The sequence below is a fragment of the Thauera sp. SWB20 genome (assembly GCF_000831325.1).
GTDB lineage: Bacteria > Pseudomonadota > Gammaproteobacteria > Burkholderiales > Rhodocyclaceae > Thauera > Thauera aminoaromatica.
Genome location: NZ_JTDM01000020.1, coordinates 761761 through 778252, shown reverse-complemented (window position 1 = coordinate 778252; position 16492 = coordinate 761761). Strand labels below are relative to the sequence as shown.

The window sequence follows — 16492 nt, the reverse complement described above, 5'->3', positions numbered from 1 at the left end:
CCGACCGGCTATCCAACAAGACCGAAGCAAACAAATGCCAGAACAGACCGACTCGACTCAACAACCGGCCACTCGGACGAAGGGCCCGTGGATCCTGGTTCCCCTCGCAGCGCTGACCCTGGGCGGGCTTGGCGTGGTCTGGACGCAACTGGATCGCCAAGCCGAACGCCTCCGTCACCTCGAGGACGAGCATGCTCGCGTGGCGCAAGCTAGCGGCATGCAACTGAGCAACCTGGATGCGGCAGTTCGCCAAGCGAACCTGTCCATTGAGCAGCAAGGCTCGCTGCTCAGCCGTATCGTGGGCTCTGTCGTGCCAGTAAGGATCCCCGAAGGCACTGAAAATGAACTGGCGCGGATCGAATCCAAGCTGGCCGAGACCGACACGCTCGCGGCGTCAAAAGACGAAACGGCTACGCTCGCCCGAGAGATCACCACGCTCATCGACAGTCTGCCGCCCTGGATACAGGCCGAACTGCTCCCACGCATCGTGCCTGTTCGCTGGCAACTGGATGCGCTGCAGCTCATGCATCGAGAGCTCCCGGAAAACGCAGAGGTCCTGCACGATCTCGCCGGGGATCTGGTCACTCACGCCGCCAACCGTCCTCAGGCATCCCCCGAGAAGTTGGTGGAGCGGCTGCAGACGCATGCCCAAATCGTCACCGCCGAGGCGACCAGGCTTGAGAGGCGATCGGCGATTGAACGGGCCGAGAAGGCTCTGTCCGGAGAGGGAGATCCTTCGGTTTCATTGATGGAGCTCGAAACGCTGCCCGACGCCCCTGAGGCTGAGGAGTTGCAGCAGAAACTGCGCGTTGCTGTTCTACGCAGGCAGGCGGATAGGATTGAAGGCGACGCTGCCCTGTTGCCCCGTCTAGCGGATCCTGAACTCAGGGCGCGGCTTGCAGCCACGATCCACTCGACGATCCAGGACCTGCTGATCGCTGTAACTGCCTTGAATATCAAGGACCCGGAGCTGACCGAACGGCTTTCGAGACTCACCGCAGATGCGCAGGGTCAGATTCAGGCGTACCAAGCAGACACCGCCAGAAAAAATGCTGCGCGGCTGCGCGACTACCAAAGGTGGGCTCTCGAGCAGATTCGCAGCGTACCCACCCTCGACAAGCTTGAGTCCGGCCGTGTAGCCAAGATCGCGAGTGCGATCGACCGTAACAACCCGCTGTCGCAAGCACGCGAGGACGCCAATGCCGGTGCGCGGGACGAACTTGTGAAGCTCCTGATACAGCACCTATCCATCGTCGATTTGCGCCTGCTGGATTCAGCCGTTGGCGAGTGGTACTCAAAGGTTTTCAGTGACCGACTCGGGAAGCTTGACGAGGCTCGACAGATCAGGGTTGTCGACGGCTTTGCGAACTCCATCAAGCGTCCTTTGGAGGATCTGCCGTGAAACCCTCGCTCGTCCTGCTCGTCGGGATGCTACTCGCGCACGGACACGCTGCCGCGCAGGTGGCCCCACCTGCCATTGGAGATCGGGTGGGCGACTACGCCTCGATCAGGACCTGGCATGAGCAGTACCTGGCAACATCGCCCGGACAGCGAGGTCGTGTCGAGGCACTACGCCAGATTGTCCGCTCCGGCTCGCTCGGCGAGCGCGGGCTGCAGCGGATCTTTCAAAACTTCGAGGGCCGAATGGCAATCGACCCCTCCATACCCGGTGTCGAGAAGACGGCCAGACTGCTCGCGTCGTCGAACCGCGCGCAGGTCAAGGGTCACACCCGCGAGCTTCTGTACGCCATCGGAATACATGACGACGGTCGCAACAGTCTGATCGAGATGAGCCGAAAACTCGACCGCCCATGGGGCAAAACTGATGCCGACATCGTCTTGCGCAACCATCGCACGGGACTGTACGGCCGTATCGAGGTGAAGAACTACTCGCTTCGGTCGCAAATCACCAACGAGGCCAAGCTCACGGCCCAGATGGGCAAGATGGCCCGTGAAGCGCGTCTGACTGGCCAGCCCCAGTTCTGGATCAACCGCCACGGCATCACACCACAGCTTCGCCGTTACGCAGCCCGGTCGGGCATCCTGACGCTGGACAAGGTCGGGACTGGACAGCGACTACCGGCCGGCACGCAATCGTTCGACCAGGCGCTCGCCAAGATGGATGCGCGTTTCATGCGTGTCGCGCAAAGGCGTGCGATTTTCGGCGGGACCATGATTGGCTTCGGTGTCGTTCTGCTCACCGAGTCGCTGCCGGAAACGTGGGCCGCCGTCCAAGGTCTTTCCGACCCAAACCAACCAGCGGATTGGAGCCGGTTGGGCAGTGCGGGAAGCTATAGCGTGGCCGGCGCCGGGATGATCGTCTCCGGCAGCGCACTCAGCTTCGCTCCTCGTTTCGCAGAGGCGACCCAAGGCCGTCTCTACGCCTTCGGAAAACTTGGAGGCGCGTTCTCGGTCGCTGCGTTGGGCGCGGGCGTCGCCATCGACATCAGTCGGTACCGCAACGGCGCGATCTCAGCCGAAGAACTCTGGCGCCGGGCAGCTAATGCATCCAGTGTCGCGGCAGGCGGTACAACGGGAGCCTGGCTGGGCGGCAGCATTACGGCAGTTGCAACAGCAAACCCGGCACTTGCTGCAGCAGGCGGTATCGCCGGCGGCCTCTTGGGTACGAGCATCATGACCTATGCCGGGGGCGTGATTCTCGACCAGAAGATGGAGGCTGCAAGGCAACGCCACGACCAAGCCTTCGGGGAGTCGGTCTATCGTCGCTACGGCTTGGCTTCGACTCTCCCGGATGCGAGTACCTGATCAGCGCTTGGGTGGCCTGCACCCAGCGCCACCTTTGCCGCAACACGATGTGTGGCGCTCTAAAAGTCGCAAACGGACCGGCAAATCAGGCCGGTTCCGAGCGCACCACCAGAAACTCCCGCTCTCCAACCCGCATGAAGCGGAGCATGTCACCCGCTCTGGAACCCGAGCGCTCAAAGAAATCGCGGACCTGAGCGCGGGCACGCAGAATCATCTTGTCGCCAGCGACATCGCACTCGATCGATGGCCCCGGCTCGAAGGTCACGCGGATCGCCCTGCCCAGGTCGGACTTGTTCGATCCGCCGATGCAGTCACTGGGCAGCAGGGACTCGGCGGTGCGCAAATAGAAGTGGTTGTTTCGCAGGTTCCCCTCGGTCAAGCGGATGTCCACCCAAGGCCCCTCGGCCCTGTGCTGCGGCCTCCAGTGTTCGCCCGTCGACGGAGGCTGCCTGGCCGGCGGCGGCTCCTTGACCGATACGGACGGCGTTGAATCCGCCCATCCGGGATCCGCCTGAAACGTAGGCAGATCAACCCAGGTCACCGCGCCACTCGGATGCTTGTACGGAACGGGACGGGCGAAGCGCCTCACGTCGTGCAGCACCCAAGGCGTCGTCCACCGGTTCGCGAACGCATCGTCGATCCCCGAAACGGGTATCGCGTGAAACGCCTGCGTGGCGCGCAACTGTTCGAGGTCGAGGGCTGGCTTGCACTCGACGAGTTCCGCCGTGCCATAGATGAGACCGGACCCAGCCTTGATCAGGGCAATTCGGCCTCGGATGCTGGTTGCCCTCGTACGCATCTCCCAGGTTTTCTTGCCCGCCAGGATGTGGTCGATCCAGGGGGAACGGATGACGAGTCCTTTCATGATCTGTTCGCTTCTTGGTGATGAATGTTGGATGTGAGGGGCGCGAGGGCAGCAAGCCAAGCGCGCCGCTGATGAACTCATGCTGCCACGCCACTTTGGCGATACAACGCCGTCAGCACCTCGCGCATGTCGACCGGCAGGTAACTCCAGCCCCGGACGGCCACATCGCTGGGAACGCCGAACAGCGCCTCAGCCACCCCACCCGCAATGGCGGCCACGGTGTCGCTGTCACCGCCAATCGAAATCGCATTACGAATCGCGTCCTCGTAACTCGTTGCGGTGAGCGCGCAGACCAACGCCTGCGGCACGGTTTCCTGACAAGTTTCGTTGAAGCGGTAATCCGGCCGAATGTCGTCGGGCGTCCGGTCGAGGTCGTAACCGTAGCGCTCGACAATCGCATAGCGGATGTTGGCCGGCGTGACTCGCTGGCGGGCGAGGAAAACCGCGAGCGCCGTCGCTTCAGCACCCTTGAGCCCTTCCGGATGATCGTGAGTGACCTCAGTGACCTTGCGCGCCATCGAAATCGCCTCATCGACGCTGTTCGCCAGCAGCCCCGCTGGCGCCACGCGCATCGCGGCGCCATTTCCGAAGCTGCCATACGGGTCGAGCTCATCGGAGGCCAGCCACATCGCAAAGCGCTGCCCCCAACCGCCGTTGTCCCAGTAGCGCCGGCCCCAGTCCTTCAGGGCCTGCGCCGGATGGCGGCCGTTCACCAGCGCATCGGCCACCGCGACCGTGCAGATGGTGTCATCGGTATAGAACGCGTTCGGGTGAAAGAAGGGCTCGAAGACCTTCGAGCGGTGGTTACAGAACTCGTACACCGAGCCGACGATGTCCCCGATGATGGCGCCGAGCATCTATTGCTCCGTTCTGGGTGTGGTGCGGTGACAGTACAGCGCACCAGGCTCAGGGAGTGAGCCCATCGTCCAAGTTCCATTCCTCGAGAAAGCGTTCGACGAAGGACGCCATGTACCGATGCCGCTCCTGCGCAAGCATGCGCCCCGTCACGGTGTTCATGCGGTCCTTTAGCAGAAAGAGCTTTTCGTAGAAGTGATTGACGCTGGTCCCCTTCGCCGCCTTGTAGGCATCAGCGGTCGCATGCAGGACAGGCGGCACCTCGGGGTCGTACATCAGGCGTCCCGCATGGCCGCCGTACGCGAAACAGCGCGCGATACCGATCGCTCCGATCGCATCGAGCCGGTCGGCATCCTGGACGCATTGCCCCTCGAGCGTCCGCATGGGCTGCCGGACTCCTGCGCCCTTGAACGAGATCGTCGCCACGATCTCGACGACCGGCTCAACGAGGTCGTCGCCAGCACCTTCCTCGCGCAACAGCCGCTCGGCCTCGCGTGGCCCGATGGCGTCGTCGCCCCCGTGGAACTTCCAGTCGGCAATGTCATGGACGAGCGCGGCCAACTCGACCACGTCGAGCCTCGCCCCCTCGGCCACGGCGATCTTCCGGGCCAGACGCCAGACACGGTGGATGTGGTGCCAGTCATGGCCCGAGGCCTCCTCGGCGAACCGGGACCGGATGCGGGCGGCGACACGCTGCACCAGGTTGTCGGGGTCCGGCTGCACCCCATGGCCCGCCGCGACGGCAGCGTTGGGATCAGAGCTTGTAGGCAACTTTCCCCTCCGTGATCGTCACCTGCCCGCGCTGCTGAAGTTCGGCAAGCAGCTTCTTCAGGTTGGCGTCGGAAATCGGTTGGTTCGTACGCTGCTTGATCAGGGCCTGGATCGTGGTCATCAGGGTCGCCTCCTTGCGCGGTCGCGAGTTGCCGCGCTTGCGAAGGTCCGCGAGGACGAGCGCAAGCCGCTCCTGATGTGTGTCCCGGGTCGGCGCGGCCGCTGCAGGCGCGGTGACGGCGACAGCGGGCGGCTTCACGACCGGTGGGGTCGGGTTTTCGCCCTCAGCCAGCGGAAGCGCACCTGGCGTGGGCGCGGACTCTCGCGGCCGGGGGCAGCGGAAGTCGCCGCGCTGATTCAGCACGATTTGCAGCTTCTCCTTGATCGATTTCGATCCGAGTAGGCTGTTCAGGGTGCGGCAGCAGGCAACGCAGTTGTCCTCGCTGTTCGTGCCCCCGTTGGCGCTGGCCACCAGGTGCTCGATGGAGGCCTCACCGCGAGGCAAGGGCTGCCGGCAGAAGAAACACAGGCCGCCCTGCATGAAGAGAAGCCGATCGAGATGTGGAGTGCTCATGCGCGGATTCTATGGGCGGCTTGCATCCGGCATCAATGCAAGACCGGCATGCGATGTGAGAGATTGCCTGACGCGCCGTCGCCCCCTACCCCTTCACGCACACCACCTGCTTCAAGGTATGCAGGACCTCGGTGAGGTCGCGCTGGTTGGCCATCACTTCGTCGATGTCCTTGTACGCCCCGGGAATCTCATCGACCACGCCCTTGTCCTTGCGGCAGATCACCCCTTCGGTCTGGCGTGCGAGGTCAGCCTCGGTAAAGCGCTTGGTCGCTGCCGTACGGCTCATGCGTCGGCCGGCGCCGTGTGCGCTGGAGCAGAAACTCTCTGCGTTGCCCTTTCCGCGCACAATATAGCTGCGCGCGCCCATGCTGCCAGGGACGATGCCGAGCTCGCCCTCCCCCGCGCGGATCGCGCCCTTGCGCGTCACCCACACGTCGGCGCCGTAGTGGTGCTCGCGGGCGACGTAGTTGTGGTGGCAGTTCACCGCCTCGGTGGTGACCGTAAAGGGCGGCAGGTGGCGCGCCAGTCCCGCGAGCACCAGCTCCAGCATCGCCTGGCGGTTGGCCATCGCGTACTCCTGCGCCCAATGCACCGCCTCGACGTAATCGGCGAAGTGCTCGCTGCCCTCGGCAAAGTAGGCCAGGTCGCGATCAGGCAGGTGGATCCTGTGGCGCGCCATGTCCTTTCTCGCCAGCTCGATGAAGTACATCGCGATGGCGTTGCCGATGCCACGGCTGCCCGAGTGCAGCATCACCCAGACCTGCTCATGCTCGTCCAGGCACACCTCGATGAAGTGGTTGCCGCCCCCGAGCGTGCCCATCTGGTTCACCCACTTCGAGAACTTGCCGAAGGCCTTGAGCAATTGCGGGTGATGCTCGGTCAGGGCCTTGAGGCCGGGCTCGAACGGGCGTACCGCATCGACAAGCACCCGGCCGTCCGCATGCTGGTCGCGGCCGACCGGCACGTCGCGGGTGATCTGGTCGAACACCTTCTTCAGCCGCTTCTCGTCGATGTCGTTGGCGGTGAGCGACAGCCGCGCGGCGACCATGCCGCAGCCGATGTCGACACCCACCGCCGCCGGGATGATCGCCTGATGGGTGGCGATCACCGAGCCGATGGTCGCGCCGATGCCCAGATGTACGTCGGGCATGGCGGCCACGTGATGGTGGATGAAGGGCAGGCTCGCAATGTTGGCGAGCTGCGCCTTCGAGCCTTCATCGATGTCGTCGGTCCAGATCCTGACCGGTACGGCGCTGCCGTCGAGGACGGTCTTCACGGGCATGGCTGCTCCCTTACGTTTCCCTGCCTCTATCCAACGCCGACACCCGACTGTTCGAGCGCCGACACCCCGTCCTGGAGCGCAAAGACGCAGTCGGGCCAGCGCTCTGCCCGCAGCGTGCTTACAAACACCTGCAGGCGAGCAAGGATCGACGCAGTCGCAGGGTCATCCTGCCTGACCTTCAGCGCCGCGCCCGGTGCCACGCGTTGTGCCAAGGCCTTGAGCCTACCAAGCGCGCCGGTGTCCGACAGCAGCGCTTCGTGCAGATCGCGCTGCGCCATCGCCTGGACGAAGCAGGCGACCACCAAGGCCTCGCCCTCCCCTTCAGCGAGCACGAACTCGAGCCAGTCGAGCACCGCTGCGCCGATACCGATTCGGCGCAACTCGGCATAGCCTTGCGGCCATTCGACCTGCGGGTGACTGCGCAGCCACTGTGTCAGCCCAAGGGGAGTGAGACCTGTGTAATGCGGTTCGGCACGCCAGTAACGCGGATCGTCCCGGGGTGGCTGCCAGGTGTCCTGGTTCGCGCTTCGGCGCAGGAAAGCCGGAATGTCGTAGCTCCCAGCCTTGTTGGGCGTATCGTCGCGATCCGCACGCCGCCCCGAGCGCAGCACTGCGGGTGCATCGAAGGCATCGTCGAAGTCGAGATACGCACCGCTTGCCGCAGCAGGCGAGCCATAGTGCTCCGGCGCCTCATTCACGGTGAGCGGCGCCATGCAGGGGTCGATGCAGAAGTCGAGGCTGCCGAGCCCGCCAAAGCCGGCAGGCAGCATCGAGGGCACCTTCACGAGATCGGGCATGTCCGCCGGCTTGCCGGCTTCGCCACGCGTCTCGACGAGCAGGAAATGCGTCAGCGGGCTGACCAGCTGATAGGCGACAGCCAGTTCGAGCGCCTGACGCGAGTGGGCAACCTCGCCGGCGAGCAGGGTCTCGATCTGCGCGGCAACGGCCATACGGCTGAGCGCCGAATCATGCCCGGCAGCAATCAGGCAGGCCTCGCCCAGCGATTCGGGCGCCACGGCGTGCGTGCGCGTCCCGATCAGACGCACCGTCCCATCCGGCACCTGCGCAAAGCGTGCCCACACGGTCACCGCGTCGCCGTCGAAGACGGAGCCGGGTAGCGCGCTCATCCACAGGGGCTTCGCGCCGGCCGGCCACGCGAGTTCCAAGGACGCCATGCGCTGCGAGCGCAGGCGCGCAAACATGCGCAGGACGGCCGGTTCCACGGCCTCTCCGGGTGCGACGAAGTCACAGGCCCCGCCGGTCTCCTCGGCCAGGCGGCGCAGAACGCCCTCGGCAGGGGCGCTGCCGATACCGACGACGAACACCCGGTGACCCAGCGCGCGCGCTTTCGCTACCGTGCGGTCGATCGCGTGGATCTGGCCATCGGTGATGAGGAGCAGATCGACCGGCGCGGCACCTTCCCCAGCGCCGGGGCTTGCGTCAGCATCGCCGGCCAGGGCCAACGTGGAGTCCAGCGCCTTCTCCATCTCGGTCCCACCCAGATCCGCCTGCAAGCCTGCCGCCCAGCGCTGCCCGGCCAGCCGGGTCGCGGGGCTAGTGCGCCACAGGGCCCGCGAGCGGTGCTCGACGGTGCTGCCGAAGCGTGACAGCGAGAACCGATCACCTTCGCGCAGGCCACTGACGATGGCCTGCAGCGCACGTCGCGCGGCGGCGATGCTGTCGCCCTGCATCGAGCCCGAGCAGTCCACCAGGATCTTCACTGCGAGCGTATGAGCCGACGCCGGCACGCGCGGGCAGAAGCTCGCCAGCACGCTGACCACGCGGGGCTGCACCCTGTCCTGCGCGCACAGGGCGAGCGAATCCTGTACAACCTCATCGAGCACCAGGATGAAATCGCGATCAAGACAGCCACCGCGCGCAAGTGACACGACCATCGCCGTCGTCTCGCCCTCGCCTTCGAGCCGCATCGACAGCGGATGGCTCGGCGAGCCGATGCGGGCGCGTGCGAGGGCGCCCTCGACGCGCAGGCTGAGCTCGAACGGATGCACCACCATCAGGTCATGTTCGACCACCTGGTGCGGCCTCAGGCCGGCATCGACCACCGGATCGCCATAACGCGGGGCGATCACGGTGGGCACCACCAGGCGCAGGCCGTGCTGTTCGAACTGGAGCACCTGGGCATAGCGTAGCCTAACGACACAGGTCTCCCCGGGTGCGAGGTTGCCCAGGTTCAGCGTGTAGCTGTCATCGAAATTCTGCTCGAGCAGGATGGCGGTGTTGCCTTCGGCAAGTGCGTCCTCGTAGCCCTGCTCCGCCTGCTTTCGCTCCACGACCGCACCGGACAGGCGGCGATCGCCAATCTGGACCTCGACCCCGAGCAGCACGGCCGCCCAGGGCAGCGGGAAAGTGTACACGAGCTCGACATGGCGATCGAAGGGGTTGGCAAAGCGCTGCTCGAGGTTCGCCTCGAGCAGCGTGCTGCGCAAGCGGCCTTCAAAGCGGGCGCCCTTGAACGTCAGTGCCTCACCCGCGCGGGTCTCGAGTCGTGCCGATTGCTGCTGCATCATGGTTCTCCCGCCTGTCGTTCGTTCTTTTTCGTGTTCGCCGGATCCACCTGCGAAGCTCCGTTTTCTTCACCCTGCGCCGCCTTGAAGGCCGTCATCACGCCCTGGATGAACTGCCTCACTGCCTCGGGACTCAGCCCCGCGCGCTGCGGATCGATCACCACCTCGACCCCCTCGGCCACCGCCAGATGGCTGCACACCGACACGCTGCCGATGGCGCGTTCGCGAGGCGGCACCGGCGGTGGCGCACCGTGGAGCAACTCGCGGATGCGCTCGAGCGAGACGCCGGCAGCGGTCCATTTGCGGATCTGCAGCAGCTGCTCGAGATGCCGCGCGCCGTAGCGGGCCGCCCGGGTCTCACCCTCGGGGCGGTCGACCAGGCCGATCTGCACGTAGTAGCGCACCGTTCGGGGCGGCAGGTCCGCGAGCACGGCCAAATCGGCCAGCGGATAGCTTGGGGAGGCGTCGGTGTTCATGGCATCTATTAAGCCACTTTTATTTGCCCAGTACAACTGCGCTTTAAAACCGGCAGAGGGCTGATAGCATCCGGCCGTCTCCTGACCCAACCTGACCGTTACACCATGTCCCCACATCCCCGCCCGACACCCCCCGCAGACAGCCGGGGAACGCGCGCCGCGCTGATCTTCGCGCTCACTGCCGAGCGCCTGTCGATTCACTACGAGCATGGCCAGTGGCTCACCGAGGCCCAGGGCGCGAGCTTCATCGCCGACTGGCTGCGGCGCAGCGAGCGCGCACTGCCACTGGCCGAGCGCCGCCAGCTCTCCGCGCTCAGCGACGGCCTGGCGCGACAGATCGCCGGCGCGCTGTCACGGGAAGCGGGTCTCTACACTACGCACGAGATGATGGAAGCGCTCGATCCGAACTACGACTCGGAGCTGGCGCGCTCGATGATGGACGAATGCGCGCGCCTGCTGGACGCCGATTGACGCGGGACGCTGACTGAGCCTCCAGGGCATCGATCCGTCAGTCGCTGACCTTTCCGCGCGCAGCCTTGATCGACCCCCGCCGCGCCTTCCCCTCCAGCCTGCGGGTGACCGACGCACGGGTGGGTTTCGTCGCACGACGCGCCTTCGGGGGCGCCGCGACACGCTCGATCAGCTCTTCCAGCCGGCGCAGCGCCTCGGCGCGGTTCTTCTCCAGGCTGCGAAACTTCTGCGCCTTGATGATCACCACGCCCTCCTTGCTGATCCGATGGTCGTGCAGGACGAGCAGTCGCGCGCGGATGTCCTCGGGCAGGCTCGATGCCGCGATGTCGAAGCGCAGATGCACGGCGTTCGACACCTTGTTGACGTTCTGGCCGCCCGCACCCTGGGCCCGGATCGCGGTGATCTCGATTTCGTCAGGATAAAGGGTGAAGTGGGAGGTCATCGCTCGGGCAGGATCAAGTCATACGGAAGGCAGTCGCTGCCGGCCGGGAACATCATGATTCCGAACTGCGACAGGCACAATGGCGGACGCGCCTTGACAACCCCAACGCCTCTCCGCTCTAATCCGTCCATCGCGCCGATTTGAGAACACAGCTTGCGGGCGCGTAATAAATGCAGCTAAAGCGGCCACACAAGACCCGCTGAGCCTGCATGGCCAACGGGTTTTTTTGTTTTTGCGGTAACTGAACAACACCACGAAAGAAGCACCGGCGTGACCTGATCGATGCACTCGAGCCCTTTTGACCGCTGCCCTCCCCCGTCCGGGGCGAGGCATCGGAATGGCTCGAACATCGACAGGAGAAACGCCATGTACAAGCAAAGCCGTCGGCGCCGCAACCCGGCCGCCCGCAGCGCCCCGCGCGAAGTCGTCGTCCTGGACGACGGCAAGCGCCTCACCGGTCGGCTGATGCACAACGCCTTCGTATGGACCGAGGATGTGCTCTCGGCGCAGGAATGGCAGGCGGCGATCGCCGCCGCCGAACACGACCCGGACATCACCGTGGTGATCCGGGACGACCAGGCAGCAGCACCCCAGGACCGGCAACGGTCCAACCGCCGGCATTAACGACAACTTGCCGGGGCGGATGACAAATACCGGCTAAAGCGTCACCGCCTCTTCGCCCCCGCGAGGCCGGTCACGCCGGCTCAACAGGGGGCGAGGAGCAAGACCATGATCAGCACGCAATCCACGGGCGACCGGCGCCTGACCCCCAGCCAGCGCGAGGCGCTCGGCAAGTTCGTCCCTAATCCCTTCCCGCCTGCGCAGACAAGCACGCCGCTGCGCCAAGCGTCGAGCGAGCCCCTGCCGATCCGCCCAAGTTGGCTCGGCTGGCGTTGAGCCCGGTCACACGAGGAGAAAATCATCATGTGGCCGTGCGCAACCCGTGGCTCGCGCTTCATGGGCGACATCAGCGAGATCAGCCCCAGCGCGCTCGAGTCGGAGGACTTCAGCACCAATGCGGTGTCGATCAAGCTCTGGCTCCCCGAGAAGCTGGTCGCTGCCATCGATGTGCTCTGCGATCAGCATGACGCAAGCCGGCCTGACGTGCTGCGCTGGATTCTCTTCGAGCACGTGTTCGGTCGGGTGGAACTCGCGCATCTGAAGCGCCGAATGAGCGCGCAGCTCAAGGAGATGGAGAAGATCGAGATCATGCGATCCGCCCGGCGCAGCGCCACCGAAGAAGGGCCGACACCCCGCGAGATCAACGCCCGCCACCTGGGCAAGGCCACCGAAGACCTCAAGCTCTTCCTGCCCGCGCGGCTCAAGCTCGAGTTGCAGGACCTGGCCGACGCCGCAAAGCAAGCGTTCTCCGATTACCTTCGCGCGGTACTCGCCCGTCACCTGCTCGGCGAACGCTTCTTCCGCGACTGGCAGGCAGCGCTCGCCAAGGCCAACGCCGAGGCAGAGCCTTCCTTTCGTGAGTGCTCACGCTTGCGCCAACCTGGTAGCCTACCGGCATGCTGAAGAACCGTAATCCCCTACCTCGCCCTGCTAGGGACTGAGCTGGTCGCCGATGTCTCGCACCATCCGCTACTACGACGACAATGCAACCCAATTCGCCGAGGGCACGTTGGGCGTGGATATGTCCGAGTTGCACACGCGTTTCCTCGTACACATCCCCGCTGGCGGACTGATCCTCGACGCCGGCTGCGGCGCGGGGCGCGACATCAAGGCGTTCGTGCAAGCCGGCTTCCGAGTGCATGCCTTCGATGCCTCAGCTGAGCTTGTCTGCCTTGCGCAAGAGCACTCTGGCCAAGCGGTCGAACTACGCCGCTTTGAGGACTTCGATGACCCCAGCTGCTACGACGGCATCTGGGCCTGCGCCAGCCTCCTACACGTCCCCGAGGCCGACCTGCCCTACATCATCGGCCGCTTGTGGGCCAGCCTCAAACCGGGCGGTGTTTTGTACCTCAGCTTCAAGCACGGCGAGGGTGAACGCTGCGCTGGGGAGCGCGACTTCACCGATGCGACCGAGGCGCGGCTTCGCGATTGGGTCGCGGGCCTGCCGGAGGTCGAGTCGCTGGAGTGCTGGATCACACGAGACAAGCGACCGGAGCGCAGCGAGGAATGGCTCAATGGATTTCTGCGGCGCAAAACCGTGCCGTTCCGGCGCCTCTTTACCGGCGAGCCGGAGCACCCGCTGCTATCGCAACTTTGCCACTCGATCGCCCACGCGGACGAGATCGACCTCGCGGTGTCCTTCGTGCAGGCGAGCGGCCTGCGCCTGCTGCTGCCCGACCTTTACGACGCGCTCGCGCGCCAGGCTTCGGAATCGCGATCACCCGCACGGGTCCGTATCATCACCAGCGACTATCTCGACATCACCGATCCGAAGGCACTGCGCTTGCTGGTCTTGTTGCAGGCGCAAGGCGCGCGAGTCCGGATCTTCGAGGCTGGTAGCCGCAGCTTCCATCTCAAGGCCTATCTATTTACCCACTTCCCGAACCAGAGCGCGCTGCACGGCACCGTATTCATCGGCTCAAGCAACATCAGCCGGTCCGCGCTCACCGACGGGCTGGAATGGAACTACCGCGTCGACTACCCGGGTGACGACGGCTTTCTCGAAGCGCGCGCCCGCTTCGAGGAACTCTTCCGAGACCCACGTACGGTAGAGCTGACAGACGCGTGGATCGAGCGCTACGAAGCACGCCGCGTCCCACCGCCACGGCCGATCGAGCCGAGCGCAGAGGAGAACGAAAAGCCTCCAACCCCAACGCCGATCCAGCAAGAAGCACTCGCCGCACTCGCACGCACCCGACACGAAGGCTATCTGCGCGGTCTGGTCGTCCTCGCCACGGGTCTCGGGAAGACTTGGCTCGCGGCCTTCGATGCCGAGCAGATTGGCGCCCGTCGCGTGCTCTTCGTCGCTCATCGCGAAGAGATCCTCAAACAGGCGGCAGACACTTTCGTGCGCATCCGCCCGCGCACGCGCGTCGGCTTTTACATGGGCCAGACCCGTGACACCCAGGTCGACGTGCTATGCGCCTCGGTGCAGACGCTCGGCCGCAACGCGCACCTCGAGCGCTTCGCACCTCGGCACTTCGATTACGTCGTGATCGACGAATTCCACCACGCTGCAGCCCCCACTTATCGGCGTTTGCTCGCTCATTTCGCGCCGCAGTTCCTGCTCGGCCTCACCGCCACGCCCGATCGCACCGATCAGTCGAACATCCTGTCCTTGTGCGACGACAATCTGGTCTTCGACCGCAATCTCTTTGTGGGCATCGAAGCCGGCCTGCTCTCGCCGTTCCATTACTACGGAGTCTGGGACGCCTCGGTCAACTACAAGGAGATTCCCTGGCGCAACGGCCGCTTCGACCCGGACAAGCTGTCGAACAAACTCGCCACCCTCGCCCGTGCCCGCCATGCACTCAAGGAATGGCGCAAGCGGGCACAGCAACGCACGCTCGCCTTCTGTGTTTCGGTGCGCCACGCCGAATTCATGGCGACACAGTTCCGCCTGCAGGGGATCGAAGCCGCCGCCGTGTATGCCGGCTCCGAACTTGCGCGTGGCGAAGCGCTGGAGCAACTCGCCGACGGGCGGCTTGCGGTGGTTTTCTCGGTCGACCTCTTCAACGAAGGCGTTGACCTGCCCGCGATCGACACCGTCCTGATGCTGCGGCCAACCGAGTCCAAGATCCTCTTCCTGCAACAGCTCGGCCGCGGCCTTCGCCGGGCCGAAGGCAAGGAACGCCTGGTGGTGCTAGATTTCATCGGCAACCACCACAGCTTCCTGCACAAACCGCAGGCGCTCGGGCAAATCGGCAGCGGATACAAACAATTGGCGGAATTCGCGCGCAGGGTTGAAACGCGCCGGCTCGAACTCCCGGCTGGCTGCTACATCAACTTCGACCTGGACCTGATCGACTTCCTCAAATCGCTCGATGGCGATGGCGTCGCCCGCGACTACGAGGCGCTTCGCGACGGCCTGGGTCGCCGCCCGACGTTGGCGGAGTTCTACCGTAGCGGCGCGAACCTCGGGCGGATGCGCAAAGAGTACGAGAGTTGGTTCGGGCTCGTGAAAACGATGGACGATCTCGGCGAGGCGGAATCCGCCGTCCTCGGCGCGCACCAAGACCGGCTGAGCGAACTCGAAATCACCAAGATGACCAAGAGCTTCAAGATGGTCCTCCTCGAAGCCTTCCAGGAACTCGACGGCTGGCAGATCGCGCCCACGCTCGAGCAACTGGCCGAACGCTCATGGCAGGTTCTGCAGCGCCGCCGGCCGCTTCTCGTCGATCTTCCCGACACGCTCGAAGACACACAAAACGGCACGAGCGTGGGCTGGCAGCGCTACTGGCGTGGCAACCCGGTGGACGCCTGGATCGGCGGTAACCAAGCGGCGGCGAAGAACAGCCTGTTCCGCGTCCGAGACGATTTCTTCGAGCCCGTTTTCGATATCAGACCCGAGCAGCGGGAAACGCTGACGGAAATGGTGCAGGAACTGATCGACTATCGCCTCGCCGCCTATGAAGCTCGGCGCACGACGACGACCAGCGCCGACAACGTGATTCCTTTCCGGCGACAGCGTCCCGACGAGATCGAGCTCCCCTACTTCCCAAATCTGCGCATCGCCTGCGGTCATTTCCGCACCGCCCGCGCCGATGTCGAGGAACACCGCCGCCTTGGTTCTGGCTACGGCCACCTCGACCCCGCCCGCCACTTCATCGCCCGCGCCTCGGGCAACTCGATGAATGGCGGCAAGAACCCGATCCGCGATGGCGACTACCTGCTACTCGAACTTGTCAGCCCGACCAATGCCGGCTCGATCACCGGCAGCATCATGGCAATCGAACGTCAGGATCGTACAGGTGAGGATCAGTACCTGCTGCGAGTCGTCAACAAGCAGCGCGACGGCAGCTACGTGCTCGTCGCCAACAACCCCGACTATAAAGACCTTCAAGTCACGCCCGAGATGGCGGACGAGTTGCGCACACTCGCCCGACTGAAGGCGGTCATCGATCCGCTGGAGTTCGCCGTGGGCGAGTCCTTCATGCGCGAAGAGATCCCACGGCTGTTCGGTGCCGAATTCAATCCGGGGAACTGGAACAGCGGACACGTGGTGCTCCCGGAGTGCAATGCCCACGTGCTTTTGGTTACGCTGAACAAGCAAGGCAAATCAGAGGACCATCGCTATCTGGACTGCTGGGTTGACGATCACACGTTCAGATGGTCGAGCCAGAATTCGGCCACTCCAGAGAACAAGCGCGGGCGGGAGATCATCGAGCACGAAAAACTCCGGATTACGCTGCATCTCTTCGTGCGAGAAACAAAGCTGTCAGGCGGAAAGGCAGCGCCATTCACATATCACGGGAAAGCCCGATACAAGACGCATGAAGGGAGCGCCCCGATGAGCGTCCTACTCGAAGTGGGATGAGGCGTCGGAGTCGCAGTGACGGCAGGGG

At 64.7% G+C, this 16492-nt stretch carries 15 protein-coding genes and 1 riboswitch; of the genes, 7 read left to right on the top strand and 8 right to left on the bottom strand.

Going from position 1 to position 16492, the window contains the following annotated elements; translation table 11 throughout:
* Positions 1-34 precede the first annotated feature (34 nt).
* On the top strand, positions 35-1402 hold the full coding sequence (locus PO78_RS17325; RefSeq protein ID WP_043745503.1) for a hypothetical protein: 1368 nt from the start codon (positions 35-37) through the stop codon (positions 1400-1402).
* On the top strand, positions 1399-2766 hold the full coding sequence (locus tag PO78_RS17320) for a hypothetical protein (protein ID WP_043745499.1): 1368 nt from the start codon (positions 1399-1401) through the stop codon (positions 2764-2766). Before PO78_RS17325 ends, PO78_RS17320 begins: the two co-directional genes overlap by 4 nt.
* An 85-nt stretch (positions 2767-2851) precedes the next feature.
* Here the strand turns inward: PO78_RS17320 and PO78_RS22525 are convergent, their stop codons facing one another.
* The 7 genes from PO78_RS22525 to PO78_RS17285 form a co-directional block, all read right to left on the bottom strand.
* Positions 2852-3631, bottom strand: a complete 780-nt coding sequence (locus PO78_RS22525; protein ID WP_082047861.1) for an ASCH domain-containing protein — start codon at positions 3629-3631, stop codon at positions 2852-2854.
* Between the two features lie 77 nt (positions 3632-3708).
* Positions 3709-4488, bottom strand: coding sequence for an ADP-ribosylglycohydrolase family protein (locus PO78_RS17310; protein ID WP_043745497.1), 780 nt, complete (start codon positions 4486-4488; stop codon positions 3709-3711).
* A gap of 49 nt (positions 4489-4537) precedes the next feature.
* A complete protein-coding gene (locus PO78_RS17305; RefSeq protein ID WP_231570749.1) occupies positions 4538-5257 on the bottom strand; it encodes an HD domain-containing protein in 720 nt (239 codons plus the stop codon).
* Complete coding sequence (locus PO78_RS17300; RefSeq protein ID WP_043745492.1) at positions 5241-5831, bottom strand: HNH endonuclease; 591 nt, start codon at positions 5829-5831, stop codon at positions 5241-5243. Before PO78_RS17300 ends, PO78_RS17305 begins: the two co-directional genes overlap by 17 nt.
* A gap of 85 nt (positions 5832-5916) precedes the next feature.
* Positions 5917-7113 carry an RtcB family protein gene (locus tag PO78_RS17295; protein ID WP_043745490.1) on the bottom strand — a complete coding sequence of 399 codons (1197 nt, stop codon included), beginning with the start codon at positions 7111-7113 and terminating at the stop codon, positions 5917-5919.
* A 26-nt stretch (positions 7114-7139) separates the two neighbouring features.
* The gene (locus tag PO78_RS17290) at positions 7140-9641 is read right to left on the bottom strand and encodes a VIT domain-containing protein (RefSeq protein WP_043745488.1); all 2502 of its coding nucleotides are present in this window, start codon (positions 9639-9641) and stop codon (positions 7140-7142) included.
* Positions 9638-10114, bottom strand: a complete 477-nt coding sequence (locus PO78_RS17285) for a helix-turn-helix domain-containing protein (protein ID WP_043745485.1) — start codon at positions 10112-10114, stop codon at positions 9638-9640. The genes PO78_RS17290 and PO78_RS17285 overlap by 4 nt, the downstream gene beginning before the upstream one ends.
* A gap of 105 nt (positions 10115-10219) precedes the next feature.
* Here PO78_RS17285 and PO78_RS17280 point away from each other — a divergent pair, with 105 nt between their 5' ends.
* Positions 10220-10585 carry a hypothetical protein gene (locus tag PO78_RS17280; RefSeq protein WP_043745483.1) on the top strand — a complete coding sequence of 122 codons (366 nt, stop codon included), beginning with the start codon at positions 10220-10222 and terminating at the stop codon, positions 10583-10585.
* A gap of 37 nt (positions 10586-10622) precedes the next feature.
* Here the strand turns inward: PO78_RS17280 and arfB are convergent, their stop codons facing one another.
* A complete protein-coding gene (arfB, locus tag PO78_RS17275; RefSeq protein WP_043745480.1) occupies positions 10623-11027 on the bottom strand; it encodes an alternative ribosome rescue aminoacyl-tRNA hydrolase ArfB in 405 nt (134 codons plus the stop codon).
* 122 nt (positions 11028-11149) lie between these two features.
* Positions 11150-11228, top strand: a riboswitch (SAM riboswitch).
* A gap of 165 nt (positions 11229-11393) precedes the next feature.
* Between arfB and PO78_RS17270 the strand changes: the two genes are divergently transcribed.
* The 4 genes from PO78_RS17270 to PO78_RS17255 all read left to right on the top strand — a co-directional run bounded on the left by PO78_RS17270 (position 11394) and on the right by PO78_RS17255 (position 16464).
* Positions 11394-11651 carry a hypothetical protein gene (locus PO78_RS17270; protein ID WP_043745477.1) on the top strand — a complete coding sequence of 86 codons (258 nt, stop codon included), beginning with the start codon at positions 11394-11396 and terminating at the stop codon, positions 11649-11651.
* A 105-nt stretch (positions 11652-11756) separates the two neighbouring features.
* On the top strand, positions 11757-11924 hold the full coding sequence (locus PO78_RS23245; RefSeq protein ID WP_197068798.1) for a hypothetical protein: 168 nt from the start codon (positions 11757-11759) through the stop codon (positions 11922-11924).
* 27 nt (positions 11925-11951) lie between these two features.
* On the top strand, positions 11952-12551 hold the full coding sequence (locus tag PO78_RS17260) for a hypothetical protein (RefSeq protein WP_043745472.1): 600 nt from the start codon (positions 11952-11954) through the stop codon (positions 12549-12551).
* A gap of 49 nt (positions 12552-12600) precedes the next feature.
* Positions 12601-16464, top strand: coding sequence for a DUF3427 domain-containing protein (locus PO78_RS17255; protein WP_043745471.1), 3864 nt, complete (start codon positions 12601-12603; stop codon positions 16462-16464).
* Positions 16465-16492 lie beyond the last annotated feature (28 nt).

Coding starts and splice junctions, on each gene's coding strand:
- PO78_RS22525 (WP_082047861.1), bottom strand. CDS start 3,631: ATGAAAGGACTCGTCATCCGTTCCCCCTGGATCGACCACATCCTGGCG.
- PO78_RS17255 (WP_043745471.1), top strand. CDS start 12,601: ATGTCTCGCACCATCCGCTACTACGACGACAATGCAACCCAATTCGCC.
- PO78_RS17280 (WP_043745483.1), top strand. CDS start 10,220: ATGTCCCCACATCCCCGCCCGACACCCCCCGCAGACAGCCGGGGAACG.
- PO78_RS17325 (WP_043745503.1), top strand. CDS start 35: ATGCCAGAACAGACCGACTCGACTCAACAACCGGCCACTCGGACGAAG.
- PO78_RS23245 (WP_197068798.1), top strand. CDS start 11,757: ATGATCAGCACGCAATCCACGGGCGACCGGCGCCTGACCCCCAGCCAG.
- arfB (WP_043745480.1), bottom strand. CDS start 11,027: ATGACCTCCCACTTCACCCTTTATCCTGACGAAATCGAGATCACCGCG.
- PO78_RS17285 (WP_043745485.1), bottom strand. CDS start 10,114: ATGAACACCGACGCCTCCCCAAGCTATCCGCTGGCCGATTTGGCCGTG.
- PO78_RS17270 (WP_043745477.1), top strand. CDS start 11,394: ATGTACAAGCAAAGCCGTCGGCGCCGCAACCCGGCCGCCCGCAGCGCC.
- PO78_RS17290 (WP_043745488.1), bottom strand. CDS start 9,641: ATGATGCAGCAGCAATCGGCACGACTCGAGACCCGCGCGGGTGAGGCA.
- PO78_RS17260 (WP_043745472.1), top strand. CDS start 11,952: ATGTGGCCGTGCGCAACCCGTGGCTCGCGCTTCATGGGCGACATCAGC.
- PO78_RS17310 (WP_043745497.1), bottom strand. CDS start 4,488: ATGCTCGGCGCCATCATCGGGGACATCGTCGGCTCGGTGTACGAGTTC.
- PO78_RS17295 (WP_043745490.1), bottom strand. CDS start 7,113: ATGCCCGTGAAGACCGTCCTCGACGGCAGCGCCGTACCGGTCAGGATC.
- PO78_RS17300 (WP_043745492.1), bottom strand. CDS start 5,831: ATGAGCACTCCACATCTCGATCGGCTTCTCTTCATGCAGGGCGGCCTG.